The sequence below is a fragment of the Pseudomonas reactans genome, from assembly GCF_013385825.1.
GTDB lineage: Bacteria > Pseudomonadota > Gammaproteobacteria > Pseudomonadales > Pseudomonadaceae > Aquipseudomonas > Aquipseudomonas reactans.
In genome coordinates this window covers 382,557-400,135 of record NZ_JACAPG010000002.1, presented here as the reverse complement: position 1 = coordinate 400,135, position 17,579 = coordinate 382,557, and the positions used below count along the sequence as shown (strand labels likewise).

General features: G+C 61.0%; 13 protein-coding genes. 11 read left to right on the top strand and 2 right to left on the bottom strand.

What is annotated here, in order from left to right; translation table 11 throughout:
• Positions 1 to 136: 136 nt before the first annotated feature.
• The gene (locus tag HX868_RS01790) at positions 137 to 571 is read right to left on the bottom strand and encodes a YkgJ family cysteine cluster protein (RefSeq protein ID WP_017734855.1); all 435 of its coding nucleotides are present in this window, start codon (positions 569 to 571) and stop codon (positions 137 to 139) included.
• A gap of 240 nt (positions 572 to 811) precedes the next feature.
• Here HX868_RS01790 and HX868_RS01785 point away from each other — a divergent pair, with 240 nt between their 5' ends.
• The 6 genes from HX868_RS01785 (at position 812) to HX868_RS01760 (ending at position 9,952) form a co-directional block, all read left to right on the top strand.
• Complete coding sequence (locus tag HX868_RS01785; RefSeq protein WP_016979136.1) at positions 812 to 3,262, top strand: glycogen/starch/alpha-glucan phosphorylase; 2,451 nt, start codon at positions 812 to 814, stop codon at positions 3,260 to 3,262.
• 133 nt (positions 3,263 to 3,395) lie between these two features.
• Positions 3,396 to 6,446 (top strand): DUF2339 domain-containing protein, encoded by a 3,051-nt coding sequence (locus HX868_RS01780; RefSeq protein WP_177001713.1) that lies wholly within the window; start codon positions 3,396 to 3,398, stop codon positions 6,444 to 6,446.
• A complete protein-coding gene (locus HX868_RS01775) occupies positions 6,446 to 7,801 on the top strand; it encodes a DUF3999 domain-containing protein (RefSeq protein ID WP_177001712.1) in 1,356 nt (451 codons plus the stop codon). Before HX868_RS01780 ends, HX868_RS01775 begins: the two co-directional genes overlap by 1 nt.
• Before the next feature lie 109 nt (positions 7,802 to 7,910).
• Positions 7,911 to 8,921, top strand: coding sequence for a class 1 fructose-bisphosphatase (locus HX868_RS01770; RefSeq protein ID WP_057008551.1), 1,011 nt, complete (start codon positions 7,911 to 7,913; stop codon positions 8,919 to 8,921).
• Between the two features lie 176 nt (positions 8,922 to 9,097).
• Positions 9,098 to 9,352, top strand: coding sequence for a lipoprotein (locus HX868_RS01765; protein ID WP_033897714.1), 255 nt, complete (start codon positions 9,098 to 9,100; stop codon positions 9,350 to 9,352).
• 30 nt (positions 9,353 to 9,382) lie between these two features.
• Positions 9,383 to 9,952, top strand: coding sequence for a lipocalin family protein (locus HX868_RS01760; RefSeq protein WP_028615380.1), 570 nt, complete (start codon positions 9,383 to 9,385; stop codon positions 9,950 to 9,952).
• Positions 9,953 to 10,045: 93 nt separating this feature from the next.
• On the opposite strand, the gene HX868_RS01755 is transcribed toward HX868_RS01760, so the two are convergent.
• The gene (locus HX868_RS01755; RefSeq protein WP_177001711.1) at positions 10,046 to 11,410 is read right to left on the bottom strand and encodes a formimidoylglutamate deiminase; all 1,365 of its coding nucleotides are present in this window, start codon (positions 11,408 to 11,410) and stop codon (positions 10,046 to 10,048) included.
• 147 nt (positions 11,411 to 11,557) lie between these two features.
• Between HX868_RS01755 and hutC the strand changes: the two genes are divergently transcribed.
• From hutC to HX868_RS01730, 5 genes are all read left to right on the top strand, one after another.
• Positions 11,558 to 12,268 (top strand): histidine utilization transcriptional repressor HutC, encoded by a 711-nt coding sequence (gene hutC / locus HX868_RS01750; RefSeq protein ID WP_232920667.1) that lies wholly within the window; start codon positions 11,558 to 11,560, stop codon positions 12,266 to 12,268.
• The gene (locus HX868_RS01745) at positions 12,265 to 12,825 is read left to right on the top strand and encodes a HutD/Ves family protein (RefSeq protein ID WP_177001710.1); all 561 of its coding nucleotides are present in this window, start codon (positions 12,265 to 12,267) and stop codon (positions 12,823 to 12,825) included. Before hutC ends, HX868_RS01745 begins: the two co-directional genes overlap by 4 nt.
• Before the next feature lie 401 nt (positions 12,826 to 13,226).
• Positions 13,227 to 14,915, top strand: a complete 1,689-nt coding sequence (hutU, locus tag HX868_RS01740) for a urocanate hydratase (RefSeq protein WP_343047932.1) — start codon at positions 13,227 to 13,229, stop codon at positions 14,913 to 14,915.
• Between the two features lie 130 nt (positions 14,916 to 15,045).
• Entirely contained in the window at positions 15,046 to 16,497 is a 1,452-nt protein-coding gene (locus HX868_RS01735) for a purine-cytosine permease family protein (protein ID WP_177001708.1), read from the top strand.
• 69 nt (positions 16,498 to 16,566) lie between these two features.
• Entirely contained in the window at positions 16,567 to 17,532 is a 966-nt protein-coding gene (locus tag HX868_RS01730) for an ABC transporter substrate-binding protein (RefSeq protein ID WP_177001707.1), read from the top strand.
• Positions 17,533 to 17,579: the final 47 nt, after the last annotated feature.

The window sequence follows — 17,579 nt, the reverse complement described above, 5'->3', positions numbered from 1 at the left end:
GAAATGTATGCCATAGGGGCTTATTTGTAGGAGCGAGCTTGCTCGCGAAGAACGTCCAGACACCGCTAGCTACCTGAAGCGCTGCGCTATCGATGGCGGTTTTCGCGAGCAAGCTCGCTCCTACAATGTTCTGCGATCAGAATTTATCGAGGGTCTTGAACTTGGTCTCGCGCACCACTTCCTTCGGTTTGTACGCGCAATACCCTGGGCGCGGCCCGATTTTCGGGTGGTTGCGGCACGTATCTGGGCGTTTGTCATAAATAGTGCAGAAGCGCGTCTTACGATCCAGGAACAGGCAATCGTTGTTGCTCATGCGCTGCAGGGTAAAAATCTCGGATTTGGAATTGAAGCGCTCGACGATGCCTTCCTTCTGCAACCGCTTGGCGATGTTCTTCGCCGGGTCGCCGAGTTCGAACTCATCGACCAAGCCGATGCGGATCAGGTCCTTGACCTTCACTTCGACCGGCAGCGTGCAGCAGCTGGACACGCAACCACCGCACATGTGCGCGGAATATTTCTGCCACGTTTCGAGACGGTCGAGTTCCGCGGCGGCGATCAATTGAGGCTTCATCAGGGTTCCAAAAGGTGGGGCTGTATCCGGGCGCGCGATCATACCGGGATTGGTGATTTTTTGAACAATATTTTGTGGGTTTCGGCCAGAAGGTGCGCGTTTGCCAAAAGCAGGCACGGCCAATGCATCAAAACCCTGCAAAGGTAAATGCGTTAAAAAAGTGCCGAACCAGAGCGTCTACCGTCTGTCAGACCGTCTAGGCTCTAGCAACTCCTTCTATCTCGCCCGAGGTCGCAATTGATGTCTCAGGAACCACTTGCACGAGAAGCAGAGGTAGCCGCATTTCGCGATGCCGTCTTGACCAAACTCACCTACGCGGTGGGCAAGGACCCGGATCACGCCTTCGACCACGACTGGTTCGAAGCCATTGCCCTGGCCGCACGCGACCAGATGGTCGACCACTGGATGGACCACACGCGGCGCATCTACCGCAAAGGCCAGAAGCGGGTTTACTACCTTTCCCTCGAATTCCTCATCGGCCGCTTGCTCTACGACAGCCTGAGCAACCTCGGCGTGCTGGAAATCGCCCGCGAAGCCCTCTCGGAGCTGGGCGTCGACCTTGAGCGCATTCGCTTGTTGGAGCCCGATGCCGCACTGGGTAACGGTGGCCTGGGCCGCCTGGCGGCGTGCTTCATGGAAAGCATGTCGACCCTGGGCGTGGCCGGCCACGGTTATGGCATTCGTTATGAACACGGCCTGTTCCGCCAGGCGATTGTCGATGGTTGGCAGCAGGAGCAGACCGAACACTGGCTGGATTTCGGCAACCCCTGGGAATTCGAGCGCCCTGAAGTGGTGTACCCGATCGGCTTTGGGGGCAGCGTCGAAACCCTGGATGACGGCACCGGCAAGATGATTCAGCGGTGGACGCCGAACGAAACCGTGCGCGCCATTGCCTATGACACGCCGGTCGTCGGCTGGCGCGGTGCCAGCGTCAACACCCTGCGCCTGTGGCGTGCCCGGGCGGTAGAAGACCTGCATTTGGAGCGTTTCAACGCCGGTGACCACCTGGGCGCCGTCGCCGAAGTGGCCCGTGCCGAAAGCATCTCCCGAGTGCTTTACCCGGCCGACAGCACCGAAGCGGGGCAGGAATTGCGCCTGCGCCAGGAATACTTCTTCGTCGCCGCCTCCCTGCAAGACCTGCTGCGCCGCCACAAGAACATGCACGGCTCGGTGCTGAGCCTGGGCGAACACGCGGCGATCCAGCTCAACGACACCCACCCGTCCATAGCCGTGGCCGAGTTGATGCGTCAGTTGGTGGACCTGCACGACATTCCATGGGAAGCCGCGTGGGATGTCACTGTCGAAACCCTTTCCTACACCAACCACACCTTGTTGCCTGAGGCATTGGAAACCTGGCCTGTAGGCTTGATGGAACGCATGCTGCCTCGGCACATGCAGATCATCTACCTGATCAATGCCCAGCACATCGATTCGTTGCGCGCCAAGGGTATCCATGACTTTGACGTGCTACGCGCCGTGTCGCTGATCGAAGAAGACAACGGCCGCCGCGTGCGCATGGGCAACCTGGCGTTCCTGGGTTCCCACAGCGTCAATGGCGTGTCCGGTCTGCACACCCAGTTGATGCGCAGCACAGTGTTCTCGGAGCTGCACAAGCTGTACCCGGAGCGCATCAATAACAAAACCAACGGCATTACCTTCCGTCGCTGGTTGTACCAGGCCAACCCCAAGCTCACGTCCATGCTGGTGGAAGCGCTCGGCCCGGACATTCTCGACAAGCCCGAAGAGCGGCTGGTAGAGCTGGAACCATTTGCCGAAAAACAGACGTTCCGCAAGGCCTTTGCCGAGCAGCGACTGCACAGCAAGCGGGCGCTGGCAGACATCATTCATGAGCGCCTGGGCATTGCGGTCAATCCGGCGGCGATGTTCGACGTGCAGGTCAAGCGGATCCACGAATACAAGCGTCAACTGCTCAACTTGCTGCACACCGTGGCGTTGTACCAGGCGATCCGCGCCGAGCCGGGCACCGACTGGGTGCCGCGCGTGAAGATCTTCTCCGGCAAGGCGGCGGCCAGTTATCACCAAGCCAAGCTGATTATCAAGCTGACCAACGACATCGCCCGCACGGTCAACAACGACCCGACCGTACGCGGCTTGCTCAAGGTGGTGTTCCTGCCCAACTACAATGTCAGCCTGGCGGAAAGCATCATCCCGGCGGCGGACTTGTCGGAGCAGATCTCCACTGCCGGCTTCGAAGCGTCGGGCACCAGCAACATGAAATTCGGCCTCAACGGCGCGCTGACCATCGGCACCATGGACGGTGCCAACGTGGAAATGCATGAGCGTGTGGGCGCCGAGCACATGTTTATCTTCGGCCTTAGTGCGCAGCAGGTCGAAGCCCGTAAACACGCGGGTGAGTTCAACGCAGGTCCTGATATCGCGGCATCTCACCGGTTGAACGACGTGCTGCAAGCGATCCGTGGCGGGGTGTTCTCGCCGGATGATCCGGGCCGTTATGTGGGGCTGATCGACGGGTTGATCGACTACGACCGCTTCCTGGTGTGTGCCGACTTCGATTCGTACTGGGACGCCCAGGCGCGAGTCGAGGCGCATTGGCATGACTCCAAGGCCTGGTGGCGTTCGGCGGTGCTGAATACGGCGCGTATGGGCTGGTTCAGTTCGGATCGGACGATCAGGGAGTACGCGACCGAGATCTGGAAAGCCCTCGACTAGATCCCCTGTAGGAGCGAGCTTGCTCGCGAAAAGCGTCATCGATAACGCGTGCATTCAGATTTAACGCGGTATCTTTGCGTTCTTCGCGAGCAAGCTCGCTCCTACAGTGCCGGTTGGCTTAGGGATATCGACCATGCAATGGATTTTCATGCTGATTGGCCTGGTGCTCGGCTGGACGCTCGACGAGTCGTTCAGTGATGCGGGCATTGGTGCGCTGCTCGGGTTGGGCATTGGCCAGGCGATTCGCCTGGCGCAGCTGTCGGCCAAGTCGGACCAGCAGGCGCGTCAGTTGGAAACCACGCAGAAGTCGCTGATTGCACTGGGCGAACGCCTGCGGCAGTTGGAAGTCCCTGCGCCTGCAAGCAGCGTGGTTGTTGAACCCTCTGTTCCCGAACCGGCACCTGTCGCCCCACCCCCCGAATTGGTGTGGGAGCTACCTGCCGAATTGGCGCCTGTTGCCTTGGTCCCGGAGTCGAGCCGGCCGCTGCCGGATGACGTGTGGACCCAAGCGCCGACGCCTAAAGAACCTGCAATCCCTCGCGGCCCCAACCTGATCGAACGCGCCATCGACGGCGCGCGCAATTGGCTGTTTGGCGGCAACACTGTGCTGCGCGTCGGCGTAGTGCTGTTATTCCTCGGCCTGGCCTTCCTGCTGCGTTATGCCACTGAAGGCATGGTGGTACCGATCGAACTGCGTTACGCCGGTGTTGCCGCCGCTGCGTTGGGCTTGCTGGGTTTGGGCTGGTGGCTGCGGCTGCGTAACAGCAACTACGGCTTGATGCTGCAAGGCGCGGGGATTGCGGTGTTGTACCTCACGGTATTTGCGGCGATGCGTTTGCACCCGCTGATCGATCCCGGCGCGGCAATGGGCTTGCTGGTCGCCGTCACGGTATTTTCGGCGATCCTGGCGATCACCCAAGATGCTCTCGGCCTCGCCTGCGCGGCGGCGTTGGGCGGTTTTGCGGCACCGATCCTGGTGTCGACCGGCGCCGGAAGCCATGTGGCGCTGTTCAGCTACTTTGCGTTGCTCAACGCTGGCATCCTCACGATTGCCTGGTTCAAAGCCTGGCGCCTGCTGAACGTGATCGGTTTTGTGGGCACCTTCGGCATCGGTTTCGCCTGGGGCATGCGCTCCTACACACCGGAGCTGTTGTGGAGCACCGAGCCGTTCCTGATCCTGTTTTTTGCGATGTACCTGGCCATCGGCCTGTTGTACGCCCGGCGCAAATTGCTGGAGGCGGGCGAGGGCGACAGCTTGGGTACGCAATTGCGCAAGGGCGATTATGTCGACGGGACCCTGCTGTTCGGCCCGCCGCTGGTGGGCTTTGGCTTGCAGTTCGCGCTGGTGCAACACCTTGAGTTCGCCGCTGCGTTCAGTGCGCTGGGCCTGGGCATCCTTTACATGGTCTTGGCGCGTGTACTCAGCGGCGGGCGCGCCGTGCTCCTGACAGAAACCTGTCTGGCTCTTGGCGTGATCTTCGCCAGCCTGGCCATTCCCTTGGGGCTCGATGCGCGCTGGACGGCTGCGGCGTGGGCTGTCGAAGGCGCCGGGATCTTCTGGCTCGGTCTGCGCCAGCATCGCCCCGTGGCGCGGGCGTTTGCCTTGTTGCTGCAACTGGGTTCGCTGCTCGCTTTCCTCAGCGAACTGCGCGATGGCCAGGATACCTTGCTGCAGGGGCCTCCATTAGGGGCATTGTTGCTGGGCGCGGCATTGTTGTTCAGCTTTTATCAACTACACAAAGCCGCGCCGGAGCAGACCCGGCGTTGGGAGCGCCTGGGCGCTCCAGGGCTCGCCGTACTCGGCCTGGGTTGCGCCTACCTGCTGGCGCCGCTGTTGTTTTCGACCCAAGGCAGCATCGTCGGTTGGGCGGTTGCGGGCCTTGCGACCCTGTGGGCGGGTCAGCGAATCGGCTCGCCCGTGGTGGTGCGCTGTGGCATTGCTGTGCAAGTCCTTGCGGGCGCGCTATTTGCCCTCGACCCCGTGAACAATGCCTGGACGCCGATGATCATTGCCTTGGCCGCGATGCTCGGCGCCTGGCGCTTGCCCCGTGGCCGCTTGTCCGCAGGTCTGCTGGCTTGGGGCGTGGCGTGGTGGGCGCTGGCGGTGATCATTGAAGTCTGGCGCGTGGCACCCGCGGCCTTACACGCTGCGCTGTTGCTGCTGGCGGCTGCGCTGAGCGGGGTGATTTGGACGGCACTGGCGCTGCGTTTGCGCTGGGTGGCACTGGGTATCGCCAGCACGTTACTGATGCCTGCAGCGGGTCTGGTGTTGTGGGGCGCGTGGACCGAGTATTACCACCCAGCCGCGCAGTTCGGCTGGCTGGCCTGGCTGGCGGTGTTTGTGGTGCATTTCATCTCGCTGCGGCGTTTGGCGGCTCTGTTGCCTGGAAACGTCTTGAGCGCGGCTCATGTGCTGGGCTGCTGGATGTTGATCGGCGTGCTGGCGCTGGAACTGCGTTACGGCTTGCTGGTGCTGTCGAGTGAATACAACGCCTGGCGCTGGCTGGGCTGGGCGATTCTGCCAAGCCTGTACCTGGTGCTCGCCGCGGCGCCGCGCAGTTGGCCGTGGCCTGTTACCGCGTACCCAAGGGAATACCGCGTGCTCGCCGCTTTGCCCCTTGCGGTGCTGATGCTCGGTTGGTTCTGGCTGGCGAATATCTTCAGTGACGGCACGGCCAAGCCGCTGCCCTATGTGCCGCTGCTCAACCCGCTGGACCTGGGCCTGTTGTTCGCGCTGCTGGGCATTTACCTGTGGTCGCGCAGTGCCGCGCCGGAGCATGGGCCGCGCGTTGAATGGATCGCCCAGGGTGTGGCGGGCATTTCGCTGTTCGCCTTTTTTACTGTGCTGGTGATGCGCACGGCCCACCATTGGGGCGGCGTGCCATTTCATCTGGATGCGCTGCTCGAGTCCATGCTGGTGCAGGCGGGCCTGTCGATCGTCTGGACCTTGATCGCCCTCGGCCTGATGATTGGCGGCCACCTGCGTCATCGTCGCGAAGTGTGGCTGATCGGCGCGGCACTGATTGCAGTGGTGGTGGCCAAGCTGTTCTTTGTCGAACTGAGCAACCGCGGCGGCTTGGCGCGGATCGTGTCGTTTATCGGCGTGGGTGGTTTGTTGCTGGTGGTGGGCTACTTTGCGCCGCTGCCGCCTAAACGCGTTGAAAAAGAGGGAGCATCTTCTTGATGGGCAAGCTGAGTCTGAGTGGGTTGACGGTATGGATGCTGTGCTCGGCGGCGTTTGCTCAGGACAGGCCGGCTGATTTCACCACCCGGGTGCCGCTGGCCTTGAGCGGCAACGGCCCTTGGTATCGTCTGGAGCTGCCGCTGGCGCTCCAACTGAACGCACGCCAGGCCGATCTCAGTGATGTGCGGGTGTTCAACGCAAACGGCGAGCCTCAGGCCTATGCAGTGTCGCGTCAGTCCGCGCAGCGCACCGAGAACCGCAACGTCACCGACGTGAAATGGTTCCCGCTTTACGCCGCCGACACCGAGCAAGCCTTGCCCGATGTGGTGATGAAGGCCACCACCACAGGCACCTTGGTGGAAATCACTCCATCCACTGCACCGAAACCCGGCAGGCAAGTGCTGCGCGGCTGGGTGTTGGACGCCAGTGCGATCAAAGCGCCTTTGCAGCAATTGAGCCTGGACTGGAGCCATGAGCAGGAGGGCTTCCAGCGTTTCAGCATTGAAGCCGGTGATGACTTGCAGCACTGGCAAGCCTGGGGCGATGGGCAAGTGGCGCGTTTGTCATTTGCCGACGAGCGGGTCGAGCAGCATGACGTGAGCCTGCCGGGGCAATCGGCGCGTTACCTGCGCCTGGTCTGGCAAGGCCAGGCGGCGCCATTGCTGACCTCTGCCCAGTTGGTGAGTGCCACCCGCAGCAGCTTGCCCATGCCTTTGGTGTGGTCGCAGCCGTTGGCGGGTACGCGGCTCAAGGCTGGGGAGTACAGCTGGCAGTTGCCCACGGGGCTGAGTCTTGAGCGGCTGCGCATCGAGTTGAAACAATCCAACACCCTGGCGCCGGTGACATTAGCCGGGCGCAGGGACAGCAAGCAGGCCTGGCAACCCCTGAGCAATGGCGTGCTGTATCGCCTGACCCAGAATGGCCGGGACGTGGTGCAGGATGAGTTGCAGTTGCCGGGCCAGACGGTGGCCGAGCTCAAACTGACCGTAGATGAGCGCGGTGGCGGACTGGGTGTCGAGGCGCCGGCGCTGCGTTTTGCGGTACGCGCTACGCAGTTGGTGTTCCTGGCGCGGGGTGAGCCGCCGTTTACCCTGGCGCTGGGCAATGCGTCGATCAAGGCGGCGAACCTTCCGCTCTCGACCCTGATTCCCGACTACAGCGCCGAGCGTCTCAAGACGTTGGGACAGGCCAAGGTCAGCGGAGAAGTTGCCACTGCGGCCCCCTCGCTCCAGCCCGCTGCCGATGCCGGAACAGACTGGAAAAAACTCGGCCTCTGGGCCGTGTTGCTGCTCGGCGTGGCGGCACTGGGCGCCATGGCCTACAGTTTGCTGCGCAAGCCGCCGGTGGCACGTTAACTAAAGTCCATGAACTCTATTGGGTTTAAATCCTCTGATAGGAGGAAATACGCCCCGACTCGCGTTAAACTGCGCGGGTTTTCAAGCCCCCCATTTTCCGGAGCCTTACATGTCCCGCGTTACCTTGAGTCGCTATTTGATTGAGCAGACCCGCAGCAACAACACGCCTGCCGATCTGCGCTTCCTTATCGAAGTGGTGGCGCGTGCTTGCAAGGAAATCAGCCACGCCGTGTCCAAAGGCGCACTGGGTGGTGTCCTGGGCAGCATGGGCACCGAAAACGTGCAGGGCGAAGTGCAGAAGAAACTCGACGTGATTTCCAACGAGATCCTGCTCGAAGCCAACGAATGGGGCGGTCACCTGGCCGGCATGGCGTCCGAAGAAATGGACAATGCCTACCAGATCCCCGGCAAATACCCGAAAGGCGCCTACCTGCTGGTGTTCGACCCACTGGACGGCTCGTCCAACATCGACATCAACGCCCCCGTCGGCACCATCTTCTCGGTACTGCGTTGCCCGAACGAATACCTGAGCCAGAACGAAGCCCTGAACGAAAAGGCCTTCCTGCAGCCAGGCACCGAGCAGGTCGCTGCCGGTTACGCCATCTACGGCCCACAGACCATGCTGGTTCTGACCCTGGGCGACGGCGTCAAAGGCTTCACCCTGGACCGCGAGATGGGCAGCTTCGTACTGACCCACGAAGACATCACCATTCCTGCGTCCACCCAGGAATTTGCGATCAACATGTCCAATCAGCGTCACTGGGAAGAACCTGTGACCCGCTACGTGGGCGAGTTGATGGCCGGCGAAGAAGGCCCGTTGAAGAAAAACTTCAACATGCGCTGGGTCGCTGCGATGGTTGCCGACGTGCACCGCATCCTGACCCGTGGTGGCTTGTTCATGTACCCACGCGACAGCCGCGAGCCGTCCAAGCCAGGCAAACTGCGCCTGATGTACGAAGCCAACCCGATGTCCTTCCTGGTTGAGCAGGCGGGCGGCGCGTCCACCGACGGCCACCAGCGCATCCTCGACATCCAGCCTGAAGGCCTGCACCAGCGCGTGGCGGTGTTCCTGGGTTCGAAGGAAGAAGTTGAGCGTGTGACGGCGTATCACAAGCAGTAAATTGCAGCGATAGGTTATCCGCGTTGTTGTGAGCTGGATCACCTTAAAAGAAGCCCCGAAACGTTTCAGCGTTTTCGGGGCTTTTTTGTTTTTTCTCATCGGGAACCAGACACCTCTTTTCCCTTCTAAGCTTCTGGCAGATACCCACGCTGCTTCGTCCCTCCAGGAGTTTTTCCATGTCGTTACGCCGTCTCGCTTTGCTGGCTTTTTGCGTGCTTTTGGCCGCTTGCAGCAAGGTCAACCAAGAAAATTATCAAAAATTGTCGGCTGGCATGGCCAAGGCTGAGGTGGAGTCGTTGCTGGGCAAGCCGACCGATTGTTCCGGCGCACTGGGCATGTCCAGCTGCACCTGGGGCGATAAAAACAGCTTTATCAGCGTTCAATATGCCGGTGACAAAGTTCTGATGTTTTCCGGGCAAGGCCTGAAGTAAACCGGGGCGAGAGCCTGCGGGAGAAGAAGAATGATGCGTTTTGTTTTGTTCCTTTGTGCCAGCCTGTTTTTGGCGGGCTGCGCCAGCCATTCTGGCGATGATCTGCAACCCAAGACAGCGAGCAACGTCAACCTCAAGCGTTACCAGGGCACCTGGTATGAGTTGGCCCGATTGCCGATGTACTTCCAGCGCAACTGCGCGCAGTCCGAAGCCCGCTACACCTTGCTGCCCGATGGCGATATGTCGGTGTTCAACCGCTGCCTGACGACCGAATGGAAGTGGGAAGAAGCCAAGGGCACCGCCACCCCGCAAGTGCCGGGCAAGACCGACAAGCTCTGGGTGGAATTCAATAACTGGTTCACCGCGCTGTTGCCGGGCGTCGCCAAGGGCGATTACTGGGTGCTGTACGTCAGCGATGACTACAAAACCGCGATCGTGGGCAGCCCGAGCCGGCGTTATATGTGGATCCTGTCGCGCACGCCGACGGTCAGTGCGGACACCCGCGAAGACTTGTTGAGCAGGGCGCGGCAGCAGGGGTATGACACCACGCGATTGATCTGGCGTACGTCGGACAAGCAGATGGCAAAAACTTCGCAGTAACGCTGCAACCGCCCCTGTAGGAGCCGGCTTGCCGGCGATGACATCCTTGAGATCGCCATCGCCGGCAAGCCGGCGCCTACAGGTTTTTTTGTTTCAGCCCAACAGGTCGCGCAGGACTTTGGTGAACGCCCGGCTGCTTTCTTCTTCGCCGGCATGATGCCCATCGCGCACCACCCACTTTCCATTCACCAGCACATCCCGCACCTGCCGATCCCCACCCGCAAACAGCCAGCGATTCAGAATCCCATCCTCTGTTGCCGTCGCCAGGTATGGATCATTGCCATCCAGCACAATCCAATCCGCACGCTTGCCCACTTCCAGCCGACCAATCGGTTGCCCCAACGCTTGAGCTCCGCCGTCCAGCGCGGCGTCAAACAGCGTACGGCCGACCATCGGCTGATGACTGCGATACAACCGATTACGCCGCTGATCGCGCAGGCGCTGGCCATATTCCAACCAGCGCAGCTCCTCCACCACACTCAGTGACACATGGCTGTCGGAGCCGATACCCATGCGTCCGCCCTGGGCGAGAAAATCTACCGCGGGGAAAATCCCATCACCCAGGTTGGCCTCGGTGGTCAGGCACAAGCCGGCAATCGCGCGGCTCTTGGCCATGCGTGCGACTTCATCCGCGTCCGCATGAGTGGCATGCACTAGGCACCAGCGCTCATCCACTGCAACGTTGTCATACAGCCATTGCAGCGGGCGTTTGCCGCTCCAGGCCAGGCAGTCATCGACTTCCTTTTGCTGCTCGGCGATGTGGATATGCACCGGGCAGGCCTTGTCGCTGGCGGCCAGCACATCATTGATTTGCTGCGGCGTGACTGCGCGCAGCGAGTGGAAGCACAGCCCCAACTGCTGCGCCGGTTGTGCGGCGAGGAGGGGTTTCAACCGCGCCTGCAGGTCCAGGTAGTTTTCAGTGCTGTTGATAAACCGCCGCTGGCCTTCATTCGGCGGCTGGCCGCCAAACCCGGAGTGGGTGTAAAGCACGGGCAGCAATGTCAGGCCAATCCCGCTGCTGGCCGCCGCCTGGCTGATCTGCCGTGACAGCTCCGTGCGGTCGGCATACGGCTGGCCGCTGACGTCGTGATGCACATAGTGAAATTCGGCCACCGACGTGTAGCCGGCCTTGAGCATCTCGATATACAGCTGGCGCGCGATCACCTGCAATTGGTCCGGGCTGATCTTGCCCACCATGCGGTACATCAGGTCGCGCCAGGTCCAGAAGCTGTCATTCGGATTGCCCGCCACTTCGGCCAAACCGGCCATGGCGCGCTGGAATGCATGGGAGTGCAGGTTGGGCATACCCGCTAAAACCGGGCCTCTCAGCCGTTCGGCGCCCTCTGCACTGGCATTGGCCTCAACTTTTGTCAGCAGGCCCTCGGCGCTGACTTCAAGACGTACATCATTGGCCCATCCATTAGGCAGCAGCGCGCGTTCGGCAAAGAAAGCGGACATGATCAAGGCACCCCGGTCGTGTGTTTATTTGTATATACATATACAGACGTTTGCCTGCTCGGTAAACTCCGGCAATCTATGCATCTTTTCCCCCTGCAAGGATTCCCTGTGCCGACTCCGCCTGCCAAGTCTTCGCTGGCTGCCCACATGGACGAAAGTCCGGCGCCCTTGTATGCCCGCGTCAAACAGATGATCAGCCAGCAGATCCTCAACGGCAACTGGCCGCCCCATTACCGTGTGCCGTCAGAGAGCGAATTGGTCAGTCAGTTGGGTTTCAGCCGCATGACCATCAACCGCGCCCTGCGTGAGCTCACCGCTGAAGGGTTGCTGGTACGCATGCAAGGTGTCGGCACCTTTGTCGCCGAGCCCAAGAGCCAGTCTGCCCTGTTCGAAGTGCACAACATTGCCGATGAGATCGCCTCACGCGGTCATCGGCATACCTGCCAGGTCATCCACCTGGGCGAAGAGGCCGCCGGTTCCGAGCGCGCCGTTGCCTTGGAGATGCGTGAAGGCGGGCGTGTTTTCCATTCATTGATCGTGCACTTCGAAAACGATATTCCCGTGCAAATCGAAGACCGCTTCGTCAACGCTCTGGTCGCGCCGGAATACCTGCAGCAGGATTTCACCCAGCAAACGCCTTACGCCTACCTGAACCAAGTGGCGCCACTGACCGAAGGTGAGCACGTGGTCGAAGCCATCCTTGCCGACGCCGCCGAGTGCAAGCTGCTGCAGATCGAGCCTACCGAGCCGTGCCTGTTGATACGCAGACGCACCTGGTCGGGCCGCCAGCCGGTGACCGCCGCGCGTTTGATCCACCCCGGTTCCCGTCATAGCCTCGAAGGACGTTTCAGTAAATGAGTAGCGTAAAAGTCTGGCGCGCCGCTGAGTACGTCCGCATGCCGTGGAAAAACGGCGGCGGCAGCACTGAAGAAATCACCCGAGATGCCGGCGCAGGGCTGGATGGCTTTGGCTGGCGCTTGTCGATTGCGGATATCGCTGAATCCGGCGGATTTTCCACCTTCGCCGGCTACCAGCGCGTGATCACCGTGATCCAGGGCGCCGGTATGGTGTTGACCGTAGACGGCGAGGAACAGCGCGGGTTGCTGCCGCTGCAAGCTTTTGCGTTCAAGGGTGACAGCCAGGTGTCATGCCGTTTGATCACCGGGCCGATCCGCGACTTCAACCTGATCTATTCGCCCCAGCGTTACCACGCACGGCTGCAATGGATCGATGGCGAACAGCGTTTCTTCAGCACGGCGCAGACAGTGCTGGTGTTCAGCGTTGCTGATGAAGTGAAGGTGTTGGACCAGAAACTGGGCCATCACGACTGCCTGCAAGTGGACGGTAACACTGGCCTGCTGGACCTCTGCGTAACGGGTCGCAGCTGCATCATCGAACTGACACCACGCGACTAACCCTGTAGGAGCCGGCTTGCCGGCGATGGCGGTGCATCAGTCTCCGATGTGCTGACTGACACACTGCCATCGCCGGCAAGCCAACTCCTACAGTTGTTTTGTAGTGTCCACAAAATCTGTTTCCAACCCTCGCACCACTTTGTTACCGAATGCCCCAGCGTGGCGCAAAACCGCGCCATCGCGCTAAACCACCCCCGCTGTAAAAATTCCTCGTAAGAAATTTCATCAAGTCTCGAAGCCTTAATTTTCAAGGCTTGCACACGCCTTCCAAAAAAATCTCAACAGCACCCTCAGCAAGTTGGCCGCTTGATTGCATATGCTTGTATGTACAAGTAAAGATGTGTGCGTAAGACTCTCCTTCGCACCATCCATGTTCGCGCATCATGCCGAGGAGTCCAGTCGTGACCGATTTTTCTAAAGCCAGGCCTACAAAATACCGTGACGTCGAAATCCGTGCCGCCCACGGTAACAAGCTCACCGCCAAAAGCTGGCTGACTGAAGCGCCGCTGCGCATGCTGATGAACAACCTCGACCCGCAAGTGGCCGAGAACCCAAAAGAATTGGTGGTGTACGGCGGTATCGGCCGTGCGGCGCGCAACTGGGAGTGCTACGACCAGATCGTCGAGAGCCTCACCAACCTGAATGACGACGAAACCCTGCTGGTGCAATCCGGCAAGCCGGTCGGCGTGTTCAAGACCCACAGCAACGCCCCACGTGTGCTGATCGCCAACTCCAACCTGGTGCCGCACTGGGCCAGTTGGGAACACTTCAACGAACTGGATGCCAAGGGCCTGGCCATGTACGGCCAGATGACCGCCGGCAGCTGGATCTACATCGGCAGCCAGGGCATCGTCCAAGGCACCTACGAAACCTTCGTCGAAGCGGGTCGCCAGCATTACAACAGCGACCTGACGGGCCGTTGGGTACTCACCGCCGGTCTCGGCGGCATGGGCGGCGCGCAACCTTTGGCCGCGACCCTGGCCGGCGCGTGCTCGCTGAACATTGAATGCCAGCAGGTCAGCATCGACTTCCGCCTGAACAGCCGTTATGTCGACGAACAAGCCACCGACCTCGACGACGCCCTGGCGCGCATCGCCAAGTACACCAAGGAAGGCAAGGCCATCTCCATCGCCCTGCTGGGTAACGCGGCGGAAATCCTGCCGGAACTGGTCAAGCGCGGCGTGCGCCCGGACATGGTCACCGACCAGACCAGCGCCCACGACCCACTCAACGGCTACCTGCCCGCCGGCTGGACCTGGGACGAATACCGCGCCCGCGCCAAGACCGAGCCGGCGGCCGTGATCAAGGCCGCCAAGCAGTCGATGGCCGTGCACGTCAAAGCCATGCTGGAATTCCAGAAACAAGGCATCCCGACCTTCGACTACGGCAACAACATCCGCCAGATGGCCCAGGAAGAAGGCGTGGAAAACGCCTTCGACTTCCCGGGTTTCGTACCGGCCTACATCCGCCCACTGTTCTGCCGTGGCATCGGCCCGTTCCGTTGGGCGGCGTTGTCCGGCGACCCGCAAGACATCTACAAGACCGACGCCAAGGTCAAAGAGCTGATCCCCGACGACGCCCACCTGCACAACTGGCTGGACATGGCGCGCGAGCGCATCAGCTTCCAGGGCCTGCCGGCGCGTATCTGCTGGGTGGGCCTGGGCCAGCGCGCCAAGCTCGGCCTGGCATTCAACGAAATGGTACGCCGCGGCGAGCTGTCGGCGCCGGTGGTGATCGGCCGTGACCACCTCGACTCTGGCTCGGTTTCCAGCCCGAACCGCGAAACCGAAGCCATGCAGGACGGTTCCGACGCCGTGTCCGACTGGCCACTGCTCAACGCCTTGCTCAACACCGCCAGCGGCGCGACCTGGGTTTCGCTGCACCACGGCGGCGGCGTGGGCATGGGCTTCTCCCAGCACTCCGGCATGGTGATTGTCTGCGACGGCACCGACGAAGCGGCTGAGCGCATTGCCCGCGTACTGCACAACGACCCGGCCACCGGTGTGATGCGTCACGCCGACGCCGGCTACCAGATCGCGATTGATTGCGCCAAGGAGCAGGGCTTGAACCTGCCGATGATCAAAGGCTGACACACCCACTGTAGGAGCGAGCTTGCTCGCGAAGAACGTACATTCAGCGCAGCGATGCGCCTGGAATATCTTCGCGAGCAAGCTCGCTCCTACAGAAAGAAGTGAACAATCCATCAGAGGTTGAAAGTAAATGGCTGACGCACGTGCAAGCACCACCCCGTTGATCGAGAGACGTTCGATCGACTACATCCCGGAAGCGGAAAGACACGGTCGTCTATTGAGCCAGTTCACCCTGTGGATGGGTGCCAACCTGCAGATCACCGCGATTGTCACCGGGGCCTTGGCCGTAGTGCTGGGCGGTGATGTGTTCTGGTCGTTGATCGGCCTGTTGGTCGGTCAACTGATCGGCGGCGGCGTGATGGCGTTGCATGCGGCGCAAGGGCCCAAGCTGGGCCTGCCGCAGATGATCTCCAGCCGGGTTCAGTTTGGCGTGTACGGCGCGGCGATTCCGATCGTGCTGGTGTGCCTGATGTACCTCGGCTTCACCGCCACCGGCACGGTGTTGTCCGGCCAGGCGCTGGGCCAGTTGTTCGGGGTCAGCGACAGCACCGGCATCCTGATCTTCGCCAGTGTCATTGTGCTGGTCACGGTGCTCGGTTACCGGGTGATCCATTTCATCGGCCGTGTGGCCAGCGTCATTGGCGTAATTGCCTTTGTCTACCTGTTCAGCCGTCTGATGAGCCAGACCGACGTGGGCGCACTCCTGCAGATCCGTCACTTCAGCTGGAGCAGCTTCCTGCTGGCGGTGTCGCTCGCGGCCTCCTGGCAGATCGCTTTCGGCCCTTACGTGGCGGACTACTCGCGCTATTTGCCGAGCAAGACCTCTTCGGTGAAAACATTTCTCGCCGCCGGTGCCGGTTCGGTGATTGGCGCGCAGGTGGCGATGGTCCTCGGCGTGTTTGCCGCGGCCATGTCCAACGGGCAATTCGCCGGTCACGAAGTGGCCTACATTGTGGGCTTGAGCGGTACGGGGGCCACCGCTGCGCTGCTGTACTTCAGCATCGCGTTCGGCAAGGTCACCATCTCTACGCTGAACTCCTACGGCAGCTTCATGTGCATCGCGACCATCATTAGCGGTTTCCGTGGCCGCCTGGAGGTCACGCGCTTGCAACGCCTGGTGTTCGTGCTGGCGATTGTCGGCACCGCGACCTTGATCGCATTGCTCGGCCAGCACTCGTTCCTCGGCGCGTTCAAGTCTTTCATCCTGTTCCTGCTGGCGTTCTTCACGCCCTGGAGCGCGATCAACCTGGTGGACTACTACTGCATCACCCGCGAGCGTTATGACGTACCGGCGCTGGCCGACCCGAACGGTCGTTATGGTCGCTGGAACCTGCTCGGTATCAGCGTGTACGTGTTCGGCGTGCTGGTGCAGTTGCCGTTCATCTCCACCAAGTTCTACACCGGCCCTTTGGTGGCCGCGCTGGGTGATGTGGACATTTCCTGGATCATCGGTCTGGTCCTGCCGGCAGCGCTGTACTACCTGTGTGCGAAAAAATGGCACGGCACGGTGCCCGATCACCTGATCCTGCCAACAGAGCAGGGCGCTATACCAACAACAACCGGGCTGGCTGCACAAGCCTGATGGGACGTGGACAGGGCAGGATGCCTACTGACTGCCGTAATCCATTTCAAGATTGGGAGCGTCACAACAATGAAAATGCATAAGACCCTGATGGCCACACTGTTCTCTACGGGCTTGCTGGCGAGCGTCGGCGCCCAGGCGGCCGGCTGGTGCGAATCCGGCAAGCCGGTGAAATTCGCAGGCCTGAACTGGGAAAGCGGCATGTTGCTCACCGACATCCTGCAAACCGTGCTGGAAAAAGGCTACGACTGCAAAACCGACAGCCTGCCGGGCAACTCCATCACCATGGAAAACGCCCTGAGCAGCAACGACATCCAGGTCTTTGCCGAAGAGTGGGTGGGCCGCAGTGAAGTCTGGAACAAGGCCGAGAAGGCCGGCAAAGTCGTCGGCGTCGGCGCCCCGGTAGTCGGTGCCATCGAAGGCTGGTACGTGCCGCGTTATGTGATCGAAGGCGATGCCAAGCGCAAGCTGGAAGCCAAGGCCCCCGACCTGAAAAACATTGCTGACCTGGCCAAGTACGCCGCGGTGTTCAAGGACCAGGAAGAGCCCTCCAAAGGCCGTTTCTACAACTGCCCGGCCGGTTGGACCTGCGAGCTGGACAACAGCGAAATGCTGAAAAGCTACGGCCTGGAAAATTCCTACACCAACTTCCGCCCAGGCACCGGCCCGGCGCTAGATGCGGCGGTGCTGTCGAGCTACAAGCGTGGCGAGCCGATCCTGTTCTACTACTGGTCGCCAACCCCGCTGATGGGCCAGGTCGACCTGGTCAAGCTGGAAGAAAAACCCGGTGTGGATAAGAGCGTGACCATCAAGGTCGGCCTGTCCAAGACCTTCCACGAGCAAGCCCCGGAACTGGTGGCCGTGCTGGAAAAGGTCAACCTGCCGATCGACCTGCTGAACCAGAACCTGGGTCGCATGGCCAAGGAGCGAATTGAGTCGCCAAAACTGGCGAAAATTTTCCTCAAGGAACATCCTGAAGTCTGGCACGCATGGGTGAGCGACGACGCAGCCAAGAAAATCGACGCGGCCTTGTAGGTTGAGCGTTTCCGGTTGCCTTCACCGGCAACCGGACGCCCAGCCAC

Bases quoted from the DNA above. Each gene is read 5' to 3' on its own strand.
- HX868_RS01790 (WP_017734855.1), bottom strand. From the start codon at position 571: ATGAAGCCTCAATTGATCGCCGCCGCGGAACTCGACCGTCTCGAAACG.
- HX868_RS01785 (WP_016979136.1), top strand. From the start codon at position 812: ATGTCTCAGGAACCACTTGCACGAGAAGCAGAGGTAGCCGCATTTCGC.
- HX868_RS01780 (WP_177001713.1), top strand. From the start codon at position 3,396: ATGCAATGGATTTTCATGCTGATTGGCCTGGTGCTCGGCTGGACGCTC.
- HX868_RS01775 (WP_177001712.1), top strand. From the start codon at position 6,446: ATGGGCAAGCTGAGTCTGAGTGGGTTGACGGTATGGATGCTGTGCTCG.
- HX868_RS01770 (WP_057008551.1), top strand. From the start codon at position 7,911: ATGTCCCGCGTTACCTTGAGTCGCTATTTGATTGAGCAGACCCGCAGC.
- HX868_RS01765 (WP_033897714.1), top strand. From the start codon at position 9,098: ATGTCGTTACGCCGTCTCGCTTTGCTGGCTTTTTGCGTGCTTTTGGCC.
- HX868_RS01760 (WP_028615380.1), top strand. From the start codon at position 9,383: ATGATGCGTTTTGTTTTGTTCCTTTGTGCCAGCCTGTTTTTGGCGGGC.
- HX868_RS01755 (WP_177001711.1), bottom strand. From the start codon at position 11,410: ATGTCCGCTTTCTTTGCCGAACGCGCGCTGCTGCCTAATGGATGGGCC.
- hutC (WP_232920667.1), top strand. From the start codon at position 11,558: ATGGACGAAAGTCCGGCGCCCTTGTATGCCCGCGTCAAACAGATGATC.
- HX868_RS01745 (WP_177001710.1), top strand. From the start codon at position 12,265: ATGAGTAGCGTAAAAGTCTGGCGCGCCGCTGAGTACGTCCGCATGCCG.
- HX868_RS01735 (WP_177001708.1), top strand. From the start codon at position 15,046: ATGGCTGACGCACGTGCAAGCACCACCCCGTTGATCGAGAGACGTTCG.
- HX868_RS01730 (WP_177001707.1), top strand. From the start codon at position 16,567: ATGAAAATGCATAAGACCCTGATGGCCACACTGTTCTCTACGGGCTTG.